13 protein-coding genes and 1 pseudogene are annotated in these 17561 nt (G+C 71.0%); 6 read left to right on the forward strand and 8 right to left on the reverse strand.

What is annotated here, in order from left to right; all coding sequences use genetic code 11:
* Window positions 1-37: 37 nt before the first annotated feature.
* The 3 genes from AC1WTP_RS25650 to AC1WTP_RS25660 are packed head-to-tail and all read right to left on the reverse strand — an operon-like array spanning window position 38 to window position 3197.
* Window positions 38-898 carry a carbohydrate ABC transporter permease gene (locus AC1WTP_RS25650; protein ID WP_481651845.1) on the reverse strand — a complete coding sequence of 287 codons (861 nt, stop codon included), beginning with the start codon at window positions 896-898 and terminating at the stop codon, window positions 38-40.
* A complete protein-coding gene (locus AC1WTP_RS25655; RefSeq protein WP_481651832.1) occupies window positions 895-1893 on the reverse strand; it encodes a carbohydrate ABC transporter permease in 999 nt (332 codons plus the stop codon). Before AC1WTP_RS25655 ends, AC1WTP_RS25650 begins: the two co-directional genes overlap by 4 nt.
* Complete coding sequence (locus AC1WTP_RS25660) at window positions 1890-3197, reverse strand: ABC transporter substrate-binding protein (RefSeq protein WP_481651833.1); 1308 nt, start codon at window positions 3195-3197, stop codon at window positions 1890-1892. Before AC1WTP_RS25660 ends, AC1WTP_RS25655 begins: the two co-directional genes overlap by 4 nt.
* 139 nt (window positions 3198-3336) lie before the next feature.
* Here AC1WTP_RS25660 and AC1WTP_RS25665 point away from each other — a divergent pair, with 139 nt between their 5' ends.
* Entirely contained in the window at window positions 3337-4395 is a 1059-nt protein-coding gene (locus tag AC1WTP_RS25665) for a LacI family DNA-binding transcriptional regulator (RefSeq protein WP_481651834.1), read from the forward strand.
* Window positions 4396-4466: 71 nt separating this feature from the next.
* Here the strand turns inward: AC1WTP_RS25665 and AC1WTP_RS25670 are convergent, their stop codons facing one another.
* The gene (locus AC1WTP_RS25670) at window positions 4467-5660 is read right to left on the reverse strand and encodes an endo-1,4-beta-xylanase (RefSeq protein ID WP_481651835.1); all 1194 of its coding nucleotides are present in this window, start codon (window positions 5658-5660) and stop codon (window positions 4467-4469) included.
* Between the two features lie 380 nt (window positions 5661-6040).
* Window positions 6041-7663, reverse strand: a complete 1623-nt coding sequence (locus AC1WTP_RS25675; protein ID WP_481651836.1) for a glycoside hydrolase family 43 protein — start codon at window positions 7661-7663, stop codon at window positions 6041-6043.
* Window positions 7664-8018: 355 nt separating this feature from the next.
* On the opposite strand from AC1WTP_RS25675, the gene sthA reads away from it, so the two are divergent.
* The 3 genes and pseudogenes from sthA to AC1WTP_RS25690 form a co-directional block, all read left to right on the forward strand.
* Complete coding sequence (sthA, locus tag AC1WTP_RS25680) at window positions 8019-9422, forward strand: Si-specific NAD(P)(+) transhydrogenase (RefSeq protein WP_481651837.1); 1404 nt, start codon at window positions 8019-8021, stop codon at window positions 9420-9422.
* A 152-nt stretch (window positions 9423-9574) separates the two neighbouring features.
* Window positions 9575-10621 (forward strand): SEC-C metal-binding domain-containing protein, encoded by a 1047-nt coding sequence (locus tag AC1WTP_RS25685; protein WP_481651838.1) that lies wholly within the window; start codon window positions 9575-9577, stop codon window positions 10619-10621.
* 26 nt (window positions 10622-10647) lie between these two features.
* A pseudogene (locus AC1WTP_RS25690) lies at window positions 10648-10872 on the forward strand (hypothetical protein); the annotation flags it as partial.
* Here the strand turns inward: AC1WTP_RS25690 and AC1WTP_RS25695 are convergent.
* Together AC1WTP_RS25695 and AC1WTP_RS25700 are read right to left on the reverse strand one after the other, a co-directional pair.
* Complete coding sequence (locus AC1WTP_RS25695) at window positions 10829-12118, reverse strand: MFS transporter (RefSeq protein WP_481651839.1); 1290 nt, start codon at window positions 12116-12118, stop codon at window positions 10829-10831. The pseudogene AC1WTP_RS25690 and the gene AC1WTP_RS25695 overlap by 44 nt on opposite strands.
* A 76-nt stretch (window positions 12119-12194) precedes the next feature.
* Window positions 12195-12677, reverse strand: coding sequence for a hypothetical protein (locus AC1WTP_RS25700; protein ID WP_481651840.1), 483 nt, complete (start codon window positions 12675-12677; stop codon window positions 12195-12197).
* Between the two features lie 115 nt (window positions 12678-12792).
* Between AC1WTP_RS25700 and AC1WTP_RS25705 the strand changes: the two genes are divergently transcribed.
* Window positions 12793-14637, forward strand: a complete 1845-nt coding sequence (locus AC1WTP_RS25705) for a glycoside hydrolase family 15 protein (protein WP_481651841.1) — start codon at window positions 12793-12795, stop codon at window positions 14635-14637.
* Between the two features lie 33 nt (window positions 14638-14670).
* Here the strand turns inward: AC1WTP_RS25705 and AC1WTP_RS25710 are convergent, their stop codons facing one another.
* Window positions 14671-16272, reverse strand: coding sequence for a glycosyltransferase 87 family protein (locus AC1WTP_RS25710; protein WP_481651842.1), 1602 nt, complete (start codon window positions 16270-16272; stop codon window positions 14671-14673).
* Window positions 16273-16507: 235 nt separating this feature from the next.
* Here AC1WTP_RS25710 and AC1WTP_RS25715 point away from each other — a divergent pair, with 235 nt between their 5' ends.
* The gene (locus AC1WTP_RS25715) at window positions 16508-16939 is read left to right on the forward strand and encodes a DUF6223 family protein (protein ID WP_481651843.1); all 432 of its coding nucleotides are present in this window, start codon (window positions 16508-16510) and stop codon (window positions 16937-16939) included.
* Window positions 16940-17561: the final 622 nt, after the last annotated feature.

The raw sequence follows: 17561 nt of genomic DNA on the forward strand, positions 1-17561 counted from the left end.
ACCGTGCTTTCCCCTTTTTTGCTCATGCCGCTGCTGCTCATCCCTTGACCGCACCCTGCAGGCCACCGACGATCTGCTTCTCGGCGAACGTGAAGAAAAGAAGTGCCGGCAACATCGCCAGCGAGGTGAAGGCGAGGATTCCCGCGGTGTCCGAGGTGTACTGGCTCGAGAAGTTCTGCACACCCAGCGGCAGGGTGTGCAGCCCGGCGTCGCCGAGGACGAGCAGCGGCAGGAGGAACGCGTTCCAACTCGCCACGAACGCGAGGACGCCGACGGTGACGAGCGCGGGTCGCGACAGCGGCAGCATGATGCGCCAGAGGAACCCGAGCCGTCCGGCACCGTCGATCGCGGCGGCATCCTCCAGCTCGCGGGGTACCGCGGAGAGGAAGGGACGCAGGATCACGATCGTGAGTGGCAGCTGGAAGGCGACCTGCGGGAGGATCACCGCGTAGTAGGAGTTGATCAGGTTAAGGTCGCGCAGCATCAGGTAGAGCGGCAGGATCGCCGCCCCGGCCGGGAAGAGCAGGCCGAGGGTGAAGAAGGTGTAGAGCCCCTCCCGCCCGCGGAAGGTGTACCGGGCGAGCACGAACGCGGCGCAGACGCCGAGCACCACCACGCCGAGCGTCGTACCCAGGGCGATCACGGCGCTGTTGAACGCCTGCTGCCAGAAGTCGCTCTGCGTCAGCACCCGGACGTAGTTGTCGAAGACCCACGGGTCGGGCAGGCCGGCCGGGTCCGCGATGATCTGCGGGGTGGTGCGGAAGCCTCCGACGATCACGTAGACCACGGGGGTGATCGACACGGCCGCGACCGCGAGCGCCAGCACGTAGGTGAGCGGGGTGCTCCACGCCACCGGGCGGCCGGACGGCGACGGAACGGGATTGACGGCCACGGTCAGTTCACCCTTCCGGTGATGGCGCCCTCGATGTCCCGGCGGAGGAGGAAGCGCTGGAACAGCAGTGCCGCGACGAACGAGATGACGAACAGGATCACGGCCACCGCGTTGCCGTAGCCCCACAGCCGGGCGAAGAAGCCGTTGTCCACCATGTACGTCGCCATGGTGGCCGAGGCGCCGAGCGACCGCACCGCGGGCACCGAGGTCACCCAGATCACGTCGAAGACCTGCAGCGACCCGATCATCGACAGGAACATCCAGATCCGGATCGTCGGGCCCAGCAGCGGGAGCGTGACGTGGCGCTGGGTCTGCCACCAGCTCGCGCCGTCGATCGCGGCGGCCTCGGTCAATTCGGGCGGCACGTTCGACAGGCCGGCGAGCAGCAGGATGATGGCGAAGCCGACGTACTTCCAGGTGAGGACGAACAGCAGCGTCCAGATGACGACGTCGAGGTCGGCGAGCCACGCCTGCACCAGGCCGCCCAGCCCCAGCGACCGCAGCAGCGCGTCGACCGAACCGCCGCCGGTCAGCAGCAGCTTCCACATGATGCCGACGGTGACCTCGGCGAGCACGTAGGGCACGAACACCAGCAGCCGGAACACGGTGCGCCCGCGGAAGCGGCGGTTGAGCAGCAGGGCCACGCCCAGGGCGATCGGGCCCTGGATCACGAGTGACCCGACCACGATGATGGCGTTGTTGCGCAGCGCGTCGAGAAAGATCGGGTCCTGGAAGGCGAGCACGTAGTTGTCGAGACCGACGAAGTCGGTGGGCGGCCCGACCCCGCGCCAGCGGAAGAGGCTGTAGTAGACCGCGAAGCCCATCGGCACGAGCACGAACATCACGTACACGACGATCGCGGGGGTGGTGAGCCCGATGATCTCGTACCACTTGCGTCTGGTCTCGGCCGCGCGGGAGGACGGGCGCCGGGCGGCCGGGGGGCCCGCCGGCGGCGCGAACGCGCCGCCGGCGGGGTTGAGGGTCGGGTTGGTGGAGGTCACTTCTTCGCGGCCGCCTTCATCGCCGAGACGACCTGCTCGGGGCTGCCGTTGCCGGCGAAGATGGCGACGATCGCGTCGTTCATCGCGTTGCCGACCGTGCTGCCGAAGGCCGTGTCCAGCCAGAGCTGCACGTAGGTCGCTCCGGACGTCGCCTCCAGGATGGACTTCAGCGCGGGGTCCGCGACGCCGGACTCCGCGCCCTTGGCGACGGGCAGGCCGGTGCCGGTCTCGGCGTAGCCCTTCTGCACCTCGGGGCTGACGATGTACTTGAGGAACTCGACGCATTCGGCCGGGGCGTTCTTGGCGCAGGCGAACCCGTCGCCGCCGCCGAGGGCCGCCTTCGGGTCACCCGCGGAACCGGAGATCGCCGGTACCGGGAACCAGCCGAGGAACTTCTTGACTGCCTCCGGGTCCTCGGCGGCCGTGTCCAGGGTGCCCCGGTTCCAGTCCCCCATCAGCTCCATCGCGGCCTTGCCGTTGGCGAGCAGGCCGTTCGCGCTGGTCGGGTCGTTCTGCCCCGGGGTGGCGATGAAGTTGGGCTGGAACGGCCTGGTGTCGATGAAGGCTTTCAGGTCCTCGCCGGCCTTGACGAAGCACGGGTCGTCGAAGACCAGGTCGACGGACGCCTTCTTCAGCGTGTCGACCGAGCAGGCGCGCAGCGCGAAGTTGTACCACCAGTGCGCGGCGGGCCACTTGTCACCGGCGCCCAGAGCGATCGGGATGACGTTGATCGCCTTGAGCTTCGTGACCGCGTCGTTGAGCTCCTCGAGGGTGGTCGGCGGGGTGGTGATGCCCGCCTTCGCGAACATGTCCTTGTTGTACCAGATGCCCTCGATGCCCATCCGGAACGGCAGGCCGTACTGCTTGCCGTCCACCTGCCAGATCTCGGCCGCGCTGCCGATGTTGGCGACCTCCGTCTTGACCTGGTCGGTGATGTCCTTCAGGTAGTCGGCCTCCACCTGCTCGCGCATCTCACCGCCGCCCCACGCCGCGAAGATGTCCGGCGGGTCACTGGTGAGCAGCGCGGCGGGGAGCCGGGTGCGCTGGAGTTGGTTCGTCTCGATCGCCTCGATCTGGATCGTGACGGTCGGGTGAAGCGCGGAGAAGTCCTTGGCGACCTTCTCCCAGTAGGTCTTGCCGGGCCCGTCCTGGGAGGCGTTGTGCCACCAGGTCAGGGTCACCGGGTTCTTGTAGAGCTCGCTCTCGGCGGGCGTTTCGTCGTCGCCGCCGTTGCAGGCGGTGACAAGGAGTGCGCTGGTCAGGAACAGCGCTAGGACGGCGCCCGCACGGCGCTTCATCGCCATCGGTGTCTCCTCGACTGGTCAGTCGCGATACTCGGCTGGGGGCCGAGTTTTACAGCCGTGTAACCCAGTGTCAATCGTTATCGATAACGTTTTCGAATCTCCGGTGACGGGCTCCGGAGGGCCCTCTATCATCGTCGGCGTGGCGTTTCCGCAGCGTGTGAAGATGTCGGACGTGGCCCGTACGGCCGGCGTCTCGGTGGCGACCGTGTCCAAGGTCGTGAACGGCCGGTACGGTGTGGCAGAAGCGACGGTGGAACGCGTCCAGCAGGTGATCCGGCAGCTTGGGTACGAGGCCAGCCTGGGGGCACAGAGCCTGCGAAGTCACCGCACGAACGTGCTGGGCATCCTGGTCGCCGAGTTCGAGCCGTTCTCGACCGAACTGCTCAAGGGGGCGTCCCGGGAGGTCGCCGGCACCGGTTACCAGCTGCTGGCCTACTCCGGCGGCGACGGCGACGGCGCGGCCATCGGCTGGGAACGCCGGTCGCTGGCCCGCCTGTCCGGCACGCTCATCGATGGGGCCGTGATCGTCACGCCGACCGTGGTGGAGACCAAGCAGGGTTTCCACGTCGTGGCCGTCGACCCGCACACCGGTCCGTCCGGCCTGCCGACCGTCGACTCCGACAACTTCGCCGGCGCCGTGCTCGCCACCGAATACCTGCTCTCGCTCGGCCACCGTCGTATCGGGCACATCAGCGGGCGCCCCGACCTCGAGTCGGCGCGCCTGCGCGAGGCGGGCTTCCGCAAGGCCATGGCCGATGCCGGCGTGGCGGTGGACGAGCGGCTCGTGCGCGTCGGCGGGTTCCGGACCGAGAGTGCCGCCGGCACGGCCGCGGAGCTGCTCGCGCTCCCCGACCGGCCGACCGCGATCTTCGCGGGAAACGACCTCTCCGCCATCTCCACGATGGACGTGGCCCGGAGCATGGGCCTCACGGTCCCCGACGACCTGTCCGTGATCGGCTTCGACAACGTCCCGGAGTCGGCGCTGGTCGACCCACCGCTGACGACGATCATGCAACCGCTGCAGCGCATGGGCGCCGAGGCATTGCGCCTGCTCGTCGACCTGATCGCCGGGGTCGAGCGGGACACGCACATCCGGCTGCCTACCGAACTGGTCGTCCGCGCGTCCTGCCGCCCCTACGAACCTGCCCCGCCGCCGAGCCTGCCCGCCTCCCCCAGCATCGCGGCGGCGGGTGGCTGAGCGCGAGCGCAGCGGGGCCGCATGGCCTGCTGACGTACGAAGGCTCATGCGGCCCCGCCTCCGGGAGTGACTCATCGGCGCGGCTTGTGCGGGACGCGCGGCAGGACGTACGGCGGGCCGGCGTAGATCAGGTCGGCCTTCAACTCGTGGTAGGCCCGCTTGGGCTGGTAGTTCTCGTCGTAGATGGTGGCCAGGCCCTCCGGCGGGTTGTTGAACCAACCGGGCACCCAGGAGTGCTTGTCGGTGAAGCCCCAGACGGTGAACGACAGGCAGTGCCGGTCCGCCAGGCAGGCGCGCAGCAGCACGCTGAAGTTCGCCGCGGACGCCTGCAGCCGTGGATTGATCTCGGCGGAGTCACCGGCCTGAACTCCCTCGGTCAGCTGGCTGCGCACGTCGACCTCGGTGAACGCGGTGGCCAGGCCCAGCCCGGAGAACTTCTTCAGCGCCGCCGCCACCTGGAGGGTGTCGTAGTTGCCGTACTGGGTGCCGAGGTGACCCTGGCTGCCGATGCCGTCGATGGGCACGCCCTCGGCCCGCAGTTGCCGGGCCATGTCGTAGACGAACTGGGTCTTGTCGTTGGTCGGATCACCCGAGCCGAACGCCTCGATGTTGTAGTCGTTGTAGAACAGCAGCGCCTTCGGGTCGGCGGCGCGCGCCCAGCGGAAGGCGTCGGCGATGTAGCCGGGCCCGAGGTGCTGCGCCCAGAAGCCCTTGTAGTGCAGGGCCGGCGGGTTGTCCCACGGGTCGCTGACGGCCTCGTTGACGACGTCCCACTGCCAGATCTTGCCCTGGTAGCGGCTGACCACCGTCGTTATGTGCTTCTTCAGCAGGCTCCGCAGCTCCTCCTTGCTGATGGAGCCGTCGGCGACGCCGCTGGTCAGCCAGCTGGGCAACTGGTTGTGCCAGACCAGCACGTGACCGCGTACACGTTGGTTGTTCTGGCGGGCGAAGTTCACGAGTTCGTCGGCCGGCCCCCAGTTGTAGGTGCCCCGGGCGGGCTCCAGGCTCTCCCACTTCATGGCGTTCTCGGCGGTCACCGAGGAGAACTCCGACGCGGCGAGCTGGCGGTACCGCGGGTCGGCGGGGTCGTCGAGGACGGCCATGTCGACCGCGGTGCCGATGTGCAGGCCGTGCCGCAGACCGAGCGCACGCAGGCTCTGGTCGGTCGGGTCGAACGGACGGCTCGCCGTGGCGGGCAGGGCGTTGAGCGCCGCGACAGTCGCGACGGCGACCGCGCCGGTGGCTATCCACCGTCTCAACTTCATGGGCGTTCCTTTCGGGCGGACCGTGGACCGGCGCCGAGGATCAGGGACGGAGTTCGCGCTGGTGCCGGGCCGTGCGGTCACAGGGTGTGTGGGGTGGGCGCGGGCCGGTCCGGCGGCCGCAGCGCCGAAAGTTTCGGAACTTCACCGGAACTTGCCCGAAACGGTAGGAGTCGATGTGTGCGGTGTCAACCAGGAGTTCTGGAGGACCGCTGACGTTGTCTCGGCGTTGACGGAGCCCGGCACGATCTCGAAACTTTCGAGCTGCCGGTCCAGGTAGGACACGGACAGGCGGTGCCCGGTGGGACGGCGCAGACCGGCCCGCGTCGGGCGGACGACCCGGTCGGTGCGGACGATCCGGGCGTCCCGGCGTCCGTGCCGGTTCAGTGTTCGCGGTACGTCGCGTGGTCGAAGTCGGCGTACACCCCGTCGCCGCCGAGGTCCTGCACCCACAGCCCGAGCAACGAGCCGGTGAAACCCCACGCGGCCGGTTCGTCGTCGACGATCAGTGCGGCGTGCTCGTCCGAGAGGATGGTGGCGTCCAACTCGACGGGGAGGTGCCGCCAGCCGTCGCCCAGGTCGTAGCCGAACCGCAGCACCGGCCCGTCGAACTCGACGCGCAGGCCGACGCGGCCGGCGGCGCCGGCGTCGACGCTGAGCTCCGGGTAGGCGGTCCGCCGACCGCTGTCCGAGCTGATCAGTTCCAGCACCACCCGGCCGTCGTCGGCCCGGGTCAGGTAGAGGTAGTACCAGTTCAGGGTGTTGTAGTAGCCGGTGATGCCGGCCAGGTGCCGGTGGTCGATCGGGTCGAACTCGACGACCGTCTCCAGCGAGCAGCGCGCCGCCCCGGCCCGCCGGGCGACCAGACTCGGTGTCTGCTTACCGACCGGGGACTGGCCACCGTGGACGCGCAGGTGCGAGGGGCGGGCCCGCAGGTCGACCCAGTCGGTGGTCGCCGGGCGGCGCAGCGTGGACCACCAGGTGGCGAGCTGCGCCGCATCGAAGTGGTCGGTGGCGGGCTCGGCCGGCCACGGGTGGGCGGGCAGGTCCGGGGCGAGGATCTCGGTGGCGGGCACGCCGCCGGGAATGCTGGGCCAGCCGCCGCGGGGCCAGTCGACCTTCTGGATGGCGGTCTCCCGTCCCAGGACGCAGTTGCCCAGCGGGGTGTAGGGACGCGCGGCGAGGTGGGCGAGATACCAGTCGCCCCGCTGCGTCCGCACCAGGCTGCCGTGACCGGCCTTCTGGAGCGCGAGGTCCGGCCGGCCGACGGAGGTGAGCAGCGGCCCGGCCGGGTCGACCTCGTAGGGGCCGTGCAGGTTCCGCGACCGGGCGACCGTGACCTGGTGCTCCCAGCTGGTGCCACCCTCGGCGGTGACCAGCCAGTACCAGCCGTCGTGGCGGTAGACGTGGGGCGCCTCGGTCAGGCCGGCGTCCGTACCGGCGAAGATGATCTTCGCGTCCCCGACCAGTTGCCGCCGGTCGCGGTCGTAGCGCTGGATCTCGATACCACCGAATCGGTCGCGGCCCGGCCGCCAGTCGGCGCTCATGGACAGCAGCCAGCTGGAGCCGTCCTCGTCGTGGAAGAGGGAAGCGTCGAAGCCGTGCGCGTGCAGCGCGACCGGATCCGACCAGGGGCCGGCGACGTCGGGCGCGGTGGTGAGGAAGTTCTGCGCGTCCCAGTAACCGCTGGCGAAGCTGGCCACGTCGCTGTAGACCAGGTGGAACAGACCGTCGTGATAGGACAGGTCGGGCGCCCACACCCCGTTGGAGTCGCCGCACCCGCGTAGGTCCAGCAGGCGGCGTTCGGTGATGATCCCGCCCAGCGCACGCCAGTGCACGAGATCCCTCGAGTGGTGCACGCGCACTCCGGGGTACCACTCAAAGGTCGAGGTGGCCAGGTAGTAGTCGTCGCCCACGCGCAGGATCGACGGGTCGGGGTGGAATCCGGTGAGGACGGGGTTGCTGATCGACCGGGCGGTGGTCACCTCTGCGATCTCGGTCGACATGTTCGACTCCTTGGGTCTATTCCCGGCATCTTTCCGGAAGCCGTCGCCGGACAGGTCAGAACTCCGCCCACCGTAACGGCTCCGGTCCAGATGCGAACAGACCCTTGACCGGTGGCGCCCAGGCCATGACGCGCCCACCATCACGTCGGAAGGCGTCGGTTGGACGTCGAAACTTTCGGTCTCCCCTCGCCACCGAGCTCGTCGTACCCGGTAGTGCGGCGCCACCCCCGGCCCGATAGGCGTCGTTCGTCAGCCGCGCCGCTGACACGCCAGCCCGGGGCGGCGACACCCGCAGCTCGATGTCGCTGATCGGTCCGCCCTGGCGCGGGCCGCAGCATCTTGCGACGCTTGTGTCGTGTATGACTACGACCTGTTGGTGCTGGGCTCCGGACCCAGCGGCCAGAAGGCCGCGATCGCCGCCGCGAAGCTCGGCAAGCGGGTCGGCATCGTGGACCGGCGCGACATGATCGGTGGGGTCTGCATCAACACCGGCACCGTCCCCTCGAAGACGCTGCGCGAGGCCGTGCTCTACCTCACCGGCCTGACCCAGCGGGACCTGTACGGCAGCAGCTACCGGGTCAAGGAGGAGATCACGGTCAGCGACCTGGCCGCCCGGACCCAGCACGTGATCAGCCGACAGACGGACGTCATCCGCAATCAACTGGCACGCAACCGGGTCGCGATGATCACCGGCACGGGACGGTTCGCGGACCCGCACGCGGTCTGGGTCGACGGCGGCTCCGGGCGCGAATCCAAAATCACCTACGACAAGGCCATCGTCGCCGCGGGTACCCGCCCCGCCCGCCCGGACAGCGTCGACTTCGACGACCGGACGATCGTGGACTCCGACGGCGTCATCAACCTTCAAGCCGTACCCCGCAGCATGGTCGTGGTCGGCGCCGGCGTGATCGGCATGGAGTACGCGTCCATGTTCGCCGCGCTCGGCACCAAGGTGACCGTGGTGGAACGCCGCGACCGGATGCTCGAGTTCTGCGACGAGGAGGTTGTCGAGTCGCTCAAGTACCACCTGCGCGACCTGTCCGTGACGTTCCGCTTCGGCGAGGAGGTCGCCGCGGTGGAGAAGCACCAGACCGCGGCGCTGTGCATCCTGAAGAGCGGCAAGAAGATCGTCGCGGACACGGTCATGTACTCGGCCGGCCGCCAGGGCCAGACCGACGACCTCGCGCTGGAAGCCGCCGGCCTGGAGGCGGACAGGCGCGGCCGGATCGCGGTCGACGCGAACTACCGCACCGCGGTGGACAACATCTACGCGGTCGGTGACGTGATCGGCTTCCCCGCGCTGGCGTCCACGTCCATGGAGCAGGGCCGGCTCGCCGCGCAGCACGCCTGCGGCGAGCCGGTCCGCGCGATGCACGAGTTGCAGCCGATCGGCATCTACACGATTCCGGAGATCAGCTTCGTCGGGAAGACCGAGGAGGAGCTGACCGACAGCTCGACCCCGTTCGAGGTGGGCATCGCACGCTACCGCGAGCTGGCCCGCGGCCAGATCGTGGGTGACTCGTACGGGATGCTGAAGCTGCTCGTCTCGCCGGACGACGGCCGGCTGCTCGGCATCCACGTGTTCGGCACCGGCGCCACCGAGATCGTCCATATCGGACAGGCGGTGATGGGCTGCGGCGGCACGGTCGACTACCTGGTCGACACGGTGTTCAACTACCCGACACTGGCCGAGGCGTACAAGGTGGCCGCCCTCGATGCATCCAACAAGATCCGCAACATCACCCGCATCGACGGATGACGGGGTTTCCGGCACCGCCTGAACCCCTTCCCTCCCCCGACCGCCGGACCACCGGCCAGGGCGGGCACGTCGATCCGGCCCGGGGCGGCGTGAGATCGGCGTAACAGGTGATCAGCCGGTACGGCGGGCGTACCCCGACGTACCGTGAAACCGTGCCGACAAAAGACGTGATCACCAGCGCCGACCTCGCCGAACTTCGCCGCTCGGCGCTCGGGACGGCCGATCCGCTCGGCGTTGCCGCCGAGCTCGCCGAGGCGGTGGAGCAGGGCCGGCTGGCCGAACCGGCGGACGCCGGGGACGCGCTGACCCTGGCCGCCGAGATCGCCGAGATCCGGGCGAGGCTGGACGCCGCGCTCCGGTACGCCGACCGGGCGGTGGCCGCGTACCCGTCCGGGGACGACCCCCGGGCCGGCATCGCGCGGGCGCTGCGGGCGCGGATCCTGTTCCGCTCCGGCGGCCGGCAGGACGAGGCGATGGCGGAACTCACCGCCCTGCGCCCGCTGCTGACCGAGCTACCGGACGCCCCCGCGTACCTCAGCGCGGCGCTGGACGCCGGCGGCCGCACGGCGCTCGCCGAGGAGTGGCTGAGCGAGGCGGTCGACGGCCTGCTCGGCGAGCGCGCCACCGCGACCGGCGCGGCGGCGGCCGCGACCGCCGTCGAACCGGCGGTCGAGGTCGGCCCGCCGGAGGCGCCCGGTGTCCTCTTCTTCCTGCTGCAACAGCGGCACCGGGTACGCCGGGACCTCAACCTGCCGCACGACCGCAACGACGATCTGGCCGACCGGCTGGAGGCTCGGCTGGTCCGCCGGGCCGAGGAGCGGCAGCCCACCGAGCCTGACCTGCTCTTCTGGCCGCGGGCCGAGTTCGACCGCCTGCTCACCGAACAGCCCGCGCTGACCGACACGTACGGCCCGGACTGGGACGCGCACCGGGCCCGCCTGGAGAAGCAGCTGGTACGGCTGGCCAACGCCGGCGGGACCGGGCTGAGCGTGCTCAGCGGCTCGGTCGACGGGCTGGCCGGCTCCGCCGGCCGACGCGACGGCGACCCGGCGGATGCGGAGATCCGGACCGGTTACGCGCGGGAGCTCGCGACCCGGCCCGGGGCGCACATTCCCTGGCCGCCGGAGCGCAACGACGCCTGCTGGTGCGGCTCGGGCAACAAGTACAAGAAGTGCTGCCTGCCCCGATCCCGCAGCTGACCCGGATCGCTCACGCCAACGGCGGACGCCGGTTGACGGACGCGACACCGGCGGCGTACCGGCGGTTCGCCGAGGACTACTACGAACGACCCGTGGACGGCGAAGCCGTGGCTGCGGTCTTCGCGCTGCACCCGCTCACCGACGAGCTGGTGCGGCGCCTGAACTCCGACCTGACGGTGGCGGACCTCGCGGACGATCTCGCCGAGATCAGGTACCCGTCGGCGACGACCGGCCACGACCGCCGCGGGTGATGCCAACCTCTTCGGTTGGGGTCGCCGGCGCGACGGTCACGCGGTGCGCTTCACCGACACGGTCCTGGCGCGACCGCGAACGGGCGGCGTTGCGCCGCCTCAGCGGGCGGTGGGCGGTGACCAGCACCGAGATCAGACAGATCACGGCAGCCGCGACGAGTGGCGGGCGGCCGCCGAGGTGGACGGCGGCGGAGCCGAGCGGGATCGCCACCGCGATCGGCCCGAACATCGCGGTGGTCGCCGTCGCGGCCACCCGGCCGAGCATCGCCGGCGGCGTGTGCGTCTGCACCGCGGTCACCGCCGCGACCAGCGTCCACGGTAGGCCGACGCCGGCGACCGCCGAGGCCGCCACCGCGACCGGCCACCAGGGCAGGCAACGGGCCAGGCAGCCGACCGCGAACAGCACGGTGCCGGCGAGCGCGACAGCGACCGGACCGCGCCGGGTGATGCGCCGGCCGACGATCAGCCCGCCGACGACGGAGCCGGCGCCCTGGGCGCTGACCAGCACGCCGAGGAACGTCGCCGGCAGGTCCAGCTCGGTGATGACGATCGCGTACGTGGCCGCGGTCGTGAAACCGGACATGGCGATCGACACCGCGGCGAGCGCTACCGTGACCCGCGTCGCCCGCTGCCCGGCCAGGACGGCGAGCCCGGCGCGGATGCCGCGCTGCCGCCGGGTCGGCGGATCGGGTGGGGTGTGGACCAGTTGCACCGCCAGGTACAGGCCGGCGACCAGGACCGGCATGGCCGCGCTGAGCACGGCGACGGCCTGGCCACCGTGCCATGCGTAGAGGCCGGCGCCGGTCGCGGGAGCCACGAGCTTCATGCCCTCCTGCGCGCTCGAGCGCCACCCGTTGACGTCGCCGAGTTCGGCGGGTGACAGGGCGGCCGGCAGCAGCGCGGTCTCACCCGCGTCGATGAGCACGTAGCTGAGCCCGTAGGCGCACGAGACGGCGAAGATGAGCCAGGTCTGCCCCGGGCCCTCGACGGCGAGGAGAGTCAGCAGCACGGCGGCCAGCGTGAGGTTGACGGCGATGACCAGCGGCCGTCGCGGCGCCCGGTCGAGCAGGCCGCCCAGCCACGGGCCGGCGAGCACCGGGGCGTACACGCACAGCCCGGCGAGGGCGGCGAGGCTGGTGGAGCCGGTGAGGTCGAGGATCCAGATGCCGGCGACCAGGGACATGGCGCTGCTGCCGAAGCCGGACAGCAGCGAGATCGCCACGAACAGTCCAGCGTTGCGGCGCATGAGTCCTCCAGGGTTGAGCCGGGACGACTCACATCTTCAGTCTTGAGCGCGGGACAAGCAATATTGGCGATGTCTGTCAATGTTCTGTTGACAAGGCGGCGTGCAGCGATGCGGCGACAGCCTGGACGGGTACGGGCAACCGTTCCCGCCCCGCCTCGGCGAGGTCGGCGGCGATCAGCACCGCCAACGCGTACAGCGAGCCCGGAGGGGCATCGAGGGCGGCCTCGGCGGTGCGGCGCACCAGCTCCGCCCGACGGAACCGGCTGTCCCAGCGCCGGTCCGTGTCGATCCACCGCTGAAGGTCGGATACGGCGTTCCGGATCGCCGCGATCGTTCCGGAGTAGCCGAGATCGAGGCTGCGCCGCCGCGACCGCCGTGCGGCCGCCAGGCGCTGCCGGCGCTGCTCCGCGGCCTGCCGGCTGCTGAGGCCCAGCGCGGTGGCGATCTGCGCCCACGTCGCGCCGCCGTAGCGCGCCCGGTCGATGAGCTCCAGCTCCTGCTCGTCCAGTCGGGCGCGGGCAGCGCGAAGGTCGGCCAGCTGAACCAGCTCCGACGTCACGTGTCAACGCTACATTGACAGACAGGTGTCCGGTGGCCCGGCAAGTCCACCGCCCGGACCGGCGGATTCGAGGTGCGACGGCGTGTTACTCCGTTCCGCTCGGGTAGCCCCTTCCGTGGGGAAGCAGATCGCAGACCAGGGTTTCCTGGCCGATGGTCGCAGCGCGGTGCTGGTGGATCGCGCCGGATCGGTGAACTGGTGGTGCCCTGCGCGGTTCGACGCTCCGTCGGTGTTCGCCCGGCTGCTCGACGATGACGCCGGGCACTGGATGATCCGCCCCGAGGGCCGGTTCGAGACCGAACGTGCCTATCTGACGGACACCCTCGTGCTCCGTACCGTCTTCACCACCGCCACCGGCAGCGTGGCGATCACCGACGCCCTGGCCCTCGAGCCCGGTGCGCGGGGCCATGACGTCGGTCTACGCTCGCCGGGGGTGCTGGCCCGGGTGGTGCGGGGGCTCTCCGGCGAGGTTCGACTGCGGCTGCACTACCGGCCACGGTTCGAGTACGGCCGGATGGCCGCCCAGCTGATGCCGCAGGACGACGCACTGGTCGCCATGGCCGCGTCGGCCCGGCTGGATCTGCGCGCCACCATCCCGTTGGACTGCGAGGCCGGGGAGGCCTCCGGGTCGTTCACGGTACGGGCCGGCGAGACGCAGGGCTTCACCGTGGGGTACGCACCGGCCTACGGCGCCGGCCCACCGGCGAGGCTCGACGCCGAGCAGGTGGTCGAGAACGCGGTCGCGGGCTGGCGCTCCTTCATGGGTCTGCACGACTACCGTGGCCTCTACCGGAACGAGGTCCTCCGCAGCGCGCTGGTGGTGCAGGGCATGACCTACCGGCCCAGCGGCGCGATGGTGGCCGCCCCGACGATGTCCCTGCCCGAGGAACTGGGCGGCGAGCGCAACTACGACTACCGCTACGGCTGGGTACGCGACTTCAGCTTCACTCTTGAGGCGCTCTGGCGCGTGGCCTGCACGGATGAGGTCAACCTGCAGATCGGGTGGTTGTCGCGGTCGATGGGTGTGAACGAGGGCATCGTGCCGATCATGTACGGCGTGGAGGGGGAACGGGACCTCACCGAACACCACCTCGACCACCTCTCCGGCTACGCCGGCAGCCGCCCGGTGATGGTGGGCAACGACGCCTGGCAGCAGCGTCAGAACGACGTGCCCGGTGAGGCGCTCGCCGCCGCCTGGCTGTTGCGCGAACACCTCGACCCGATGCCGCCGCACGTCCGCCAACTGCTGCGCGCGATGGTCGAGCGGGCTGAGCAGGACTGGCACCTGCCGGACGCCGGGATGTGGGAGGCACGCGACGACGCACGCCACTACGTGTCCTCGAAGGTGCAGTGCTGGACGGCGTTGGATCGAGCCGTCCGTTTCGGGTCCCGCCTCGGTTCCGAGGCGGAGGTCGCCAGGTGGGCAGCGGTACGGGACGAGGTACGCGGAGCCGTCCTGACCCAGGGGTGGAACAACCGGCTCGGCGCTTTCACCGCGGCGTTCGGCACCGAGGAGTTGGATGCGTCGGTGCTGGTGATGCCGTTGGTCGGCTTCCTTGCCGCCGATGACCCGAGAATGCGTGCCACCATCCGGATGGTCGAGGACCGGTTGTCCCACAACGGGCTGCTACGCCGCTGGGAGGGCGATCCCGCCGGCTTCGTGATCTGCTCGTTCTGGCTGGTCAGCTGCCTGGCGCTGGCCGGCGAGCGCGACCGGGCCGGGCAGCTTTTCGAGCGGCTCGCCGACCGGGTCAACGACCTGGGCCTGTTCGCCGAGCAGATCGACCCGTACAGCGGGGCAGCCCTGGGCAACTTCCCTCAGGCGTTCTCACACATCGGCCTCATCAACGCCGCCGGAGACCTCACTGACCTGGACACCGGGCGGCGCGACCTTCCGCCGGCGCCGGACCGGCTCATCCCGTCCTTCGAGGAGGGCGAACAGCCGGTCAGCGACCAGTGACGGTGCACGGACGGCGGGGCGGTCAAACCCTGCCTACGGCCGTCCGGGGCGGAAGGCAGCCGCCAGTTCCTCGTCGTACGCGGCGATCTCCCGGCCGTCGGCGGCGTAGGCGACCAGCCGGCCGTGCGCCATGGTCGCCGACCGGAACGAGAACGTCCGCGTCCCCGGATACGCGGCCAGCAGCGGGATCTCCCGGGGCGCGCCGCCGGGCGCGGAGTAGTACGCCAGCCGGGCCACCTGCGGGGCGACCACCCCGTTGACCCGTACCTTCGTCTTCTCCATGCGGGTGCCGAAGGTGACCGGCGCGCCGGTGCCGAAGGCGGCGCACTCGGCTGGCCCCCGGCAGACGAAGAAGTAACGCGGGTTGACGACGTCGTCGAGGTCGTACGCCTTGAAGGTGGGGTCCGCGCCGGCGGGCAGCGGCTGCACGGCGAAGAACGCCAGCGTGGCGGTGGCCGCGACGCCCACCCGCAGCCAGGCCCGACGCGGCGTCGCCGTGCGGGCGGTCCGGGTGGCGGCGACCGCCGCCCCGCCGAACCCGGCCAGGCAGAGCAGGCATACGCCGAGCGTGCGCGCGTTCTCGAAGAGGAACTGCACGCCCGGCCGCGTCGACACCGGGCTGAGCACGGCACCGAGCGACACCACCATGGTGACCAGCAGCGCGACGCCGGCCACCTTGCGGGCGGGGCCGGACAGGCCGATCAGCAGCATCGCGGCGAGGACCGGCCAGATCTGGTGGTGCGTCCAGGACACCGGAGAGGCGGCGACGGTGGCGCAGCCGACGAGCACCGCCGCGTGCCCCGGCCGGCCGTGCCCGGCCAGGTGCCGGGCGCGCAGCAGCGCCACCGCGCAGATGGCGGCCACCAGGGCGGCCCACACCAGGGGCAGGGACGTCTCGTCGAGCCCGATCCGCAGCAGCATCCCGTGCACGGACTGGTTGCCCAGCGAGGCCAGGTTGCCGATCCGGGACGTCGCCAGCATCGTGCCGGCCCAGTAGGTCCAGCTCTCCCGGGGCAGCACGGCGGCGGCGATCGCCGCGCAGGCGCCGAAGGTGGCCACCGCCCGGGCGGCGTCCCGGTACCGGCCGGTGACCAGGAAGTAGACCACGAACAGCAGCGGGGTCAGCTTGATCGCCGCGGCCACCCCGACCAGCGTCCCGCGCAGCCGGGGCGGGACGACGCCCATGGCGTCGAGCAGCGCCGCCAGGACGATGAAGATGCTCACCTGCCCGAAGCGCAGGTTGCTCTGCACCGGCGCGGACAGCAGCAGCCCGAGCGCCACCGCCGCCACCGCCAGCGGCCGCCGGGACCGCCCGGCGGCCAGCGCGGCGCCGACCGGCACCGCGACGGCGACCACCGCGGCGTACGTGGTCAGCAGCCAGATCGCCTGCGCCAGACCCTCCGGTACGGCGGTGATCGGCCACAGCACCAGCGCCGCGAACGGCGGGTAGGTGAACGGGCCGCCATTCTCCGCGACGTATCCGTAGAGCGGGCGCCCGGCCCGCAGGTCGGCCAGCGCGCCGTAGTAGATGTGCAGGTCGGAGAGGCGATCCTCGCGGCGTAGCACGAGCACCGTCGACACCAGCGCGGTCACCGCGAACCCGGCCCACAGCAGCACCACCCGACGGTCTCGCATGCCCCGAGGATAGGAGAGACAGGGGCCGATCGTCGGCCAGCGCGCGGCCGAGCGGATCAGCACCGAGACGGACCGGGATCGCCACCGAGGCCGGGGAGACAACCGCGGCGGTACGACGCCGCGAGCGCGTACAACCCGGGTGGTAGGCCGATCGGCAACTCCGGCATGACGACCCGTGACCATGCCGGTACATACGCTGCCGCTGTACCCGTCATGCCAGTGAAGGGATCCCCCGATGTCTGTCCGTCACCTGCTTGCCGCCGCCGCGGCCGCCCTGCTCGGGGCGTTCGGGCTTGCCGCACCGGCGGCCGCGCACGTCTCGGCCCAGCCGGCCGCCGCCGACGCCTACACCATGAGCGCCGGGCGCCTCGGGGCCAGCGTGGCCGCCCTGCTGGGACTGGCCGGCGCGATCATCGGTGGGCTCGCGCTGGCTCGCCCCACCAGTCGTATCGGCACCGGCAACGGGCGACTCGGAGCCACCGTGGCCCTGGTGGCGGGCCTGATCGGCATCGCACTCGGTGGGTTGGTCGTGGCCACCTCCGACAGTGGCATCGGCACCGGCAACGGGCGAGGCGGAGCCTACGTGGCCCTGGTGGTGGGGCTGATCGCCCTGGTTCTGGGTGGGCTGGCGCTGGCCCGCTCCCGCCGCACCGGGCTGACCGGCTGACCGGTTGTGCGGCTGACCCGGCCATGGTGCCGGGTCAGCGCCCGTGTGTGGTTCCTGCCCTCCCGGGGTGGCGGCGGGCGCAAGGGCCGGATCCATCCGCGACGGGCCGTCACCTGCGGCAGCACCGCGCGGTGAAGTCCACGAAGCAGAAGCTGGACCCCGACCTACCGACCAAACACTGGTCGATCGTCGACCTGCTCAGCTGTCGACGCGCTCGCCTGCCTGGCCGCGGCAGAGTGCGCTTCCCGGCTGGCCTCCTCCCGCGTCGGAGCGTCCGACCCGCACGCTGTCAGCGCGAGCGCCAGAACGACAGCCGTCGCCAGCCGAATGGGGCGAAGCAGAGCCATGGGACGAGCATGCCGGCTGGGTGCCGCAGCAGGTGAGTCCTCGTACTCAACCCGCGGTGATTCGACCCCCGCAGACCACCCACAGTCACCGATACGACCGGAACCGGGAACCCTTGGAAGGTGCCCCGCCCCTGCCTCGCTCGTGGCAGACGACGCCCCGGCAGGCACTGACGGCCGGAACGGTGTAGGGCCAGATGGCTAGTGCGGTGGCCACTAACGTTCGCCGGGTTGGTCAGGGCCGGGGAATTGTCGTAGGGGTGGTGTTGGCTGGGGTT

This window comes from Micromonospora sp. R311 (assembly GCF_056780015.1).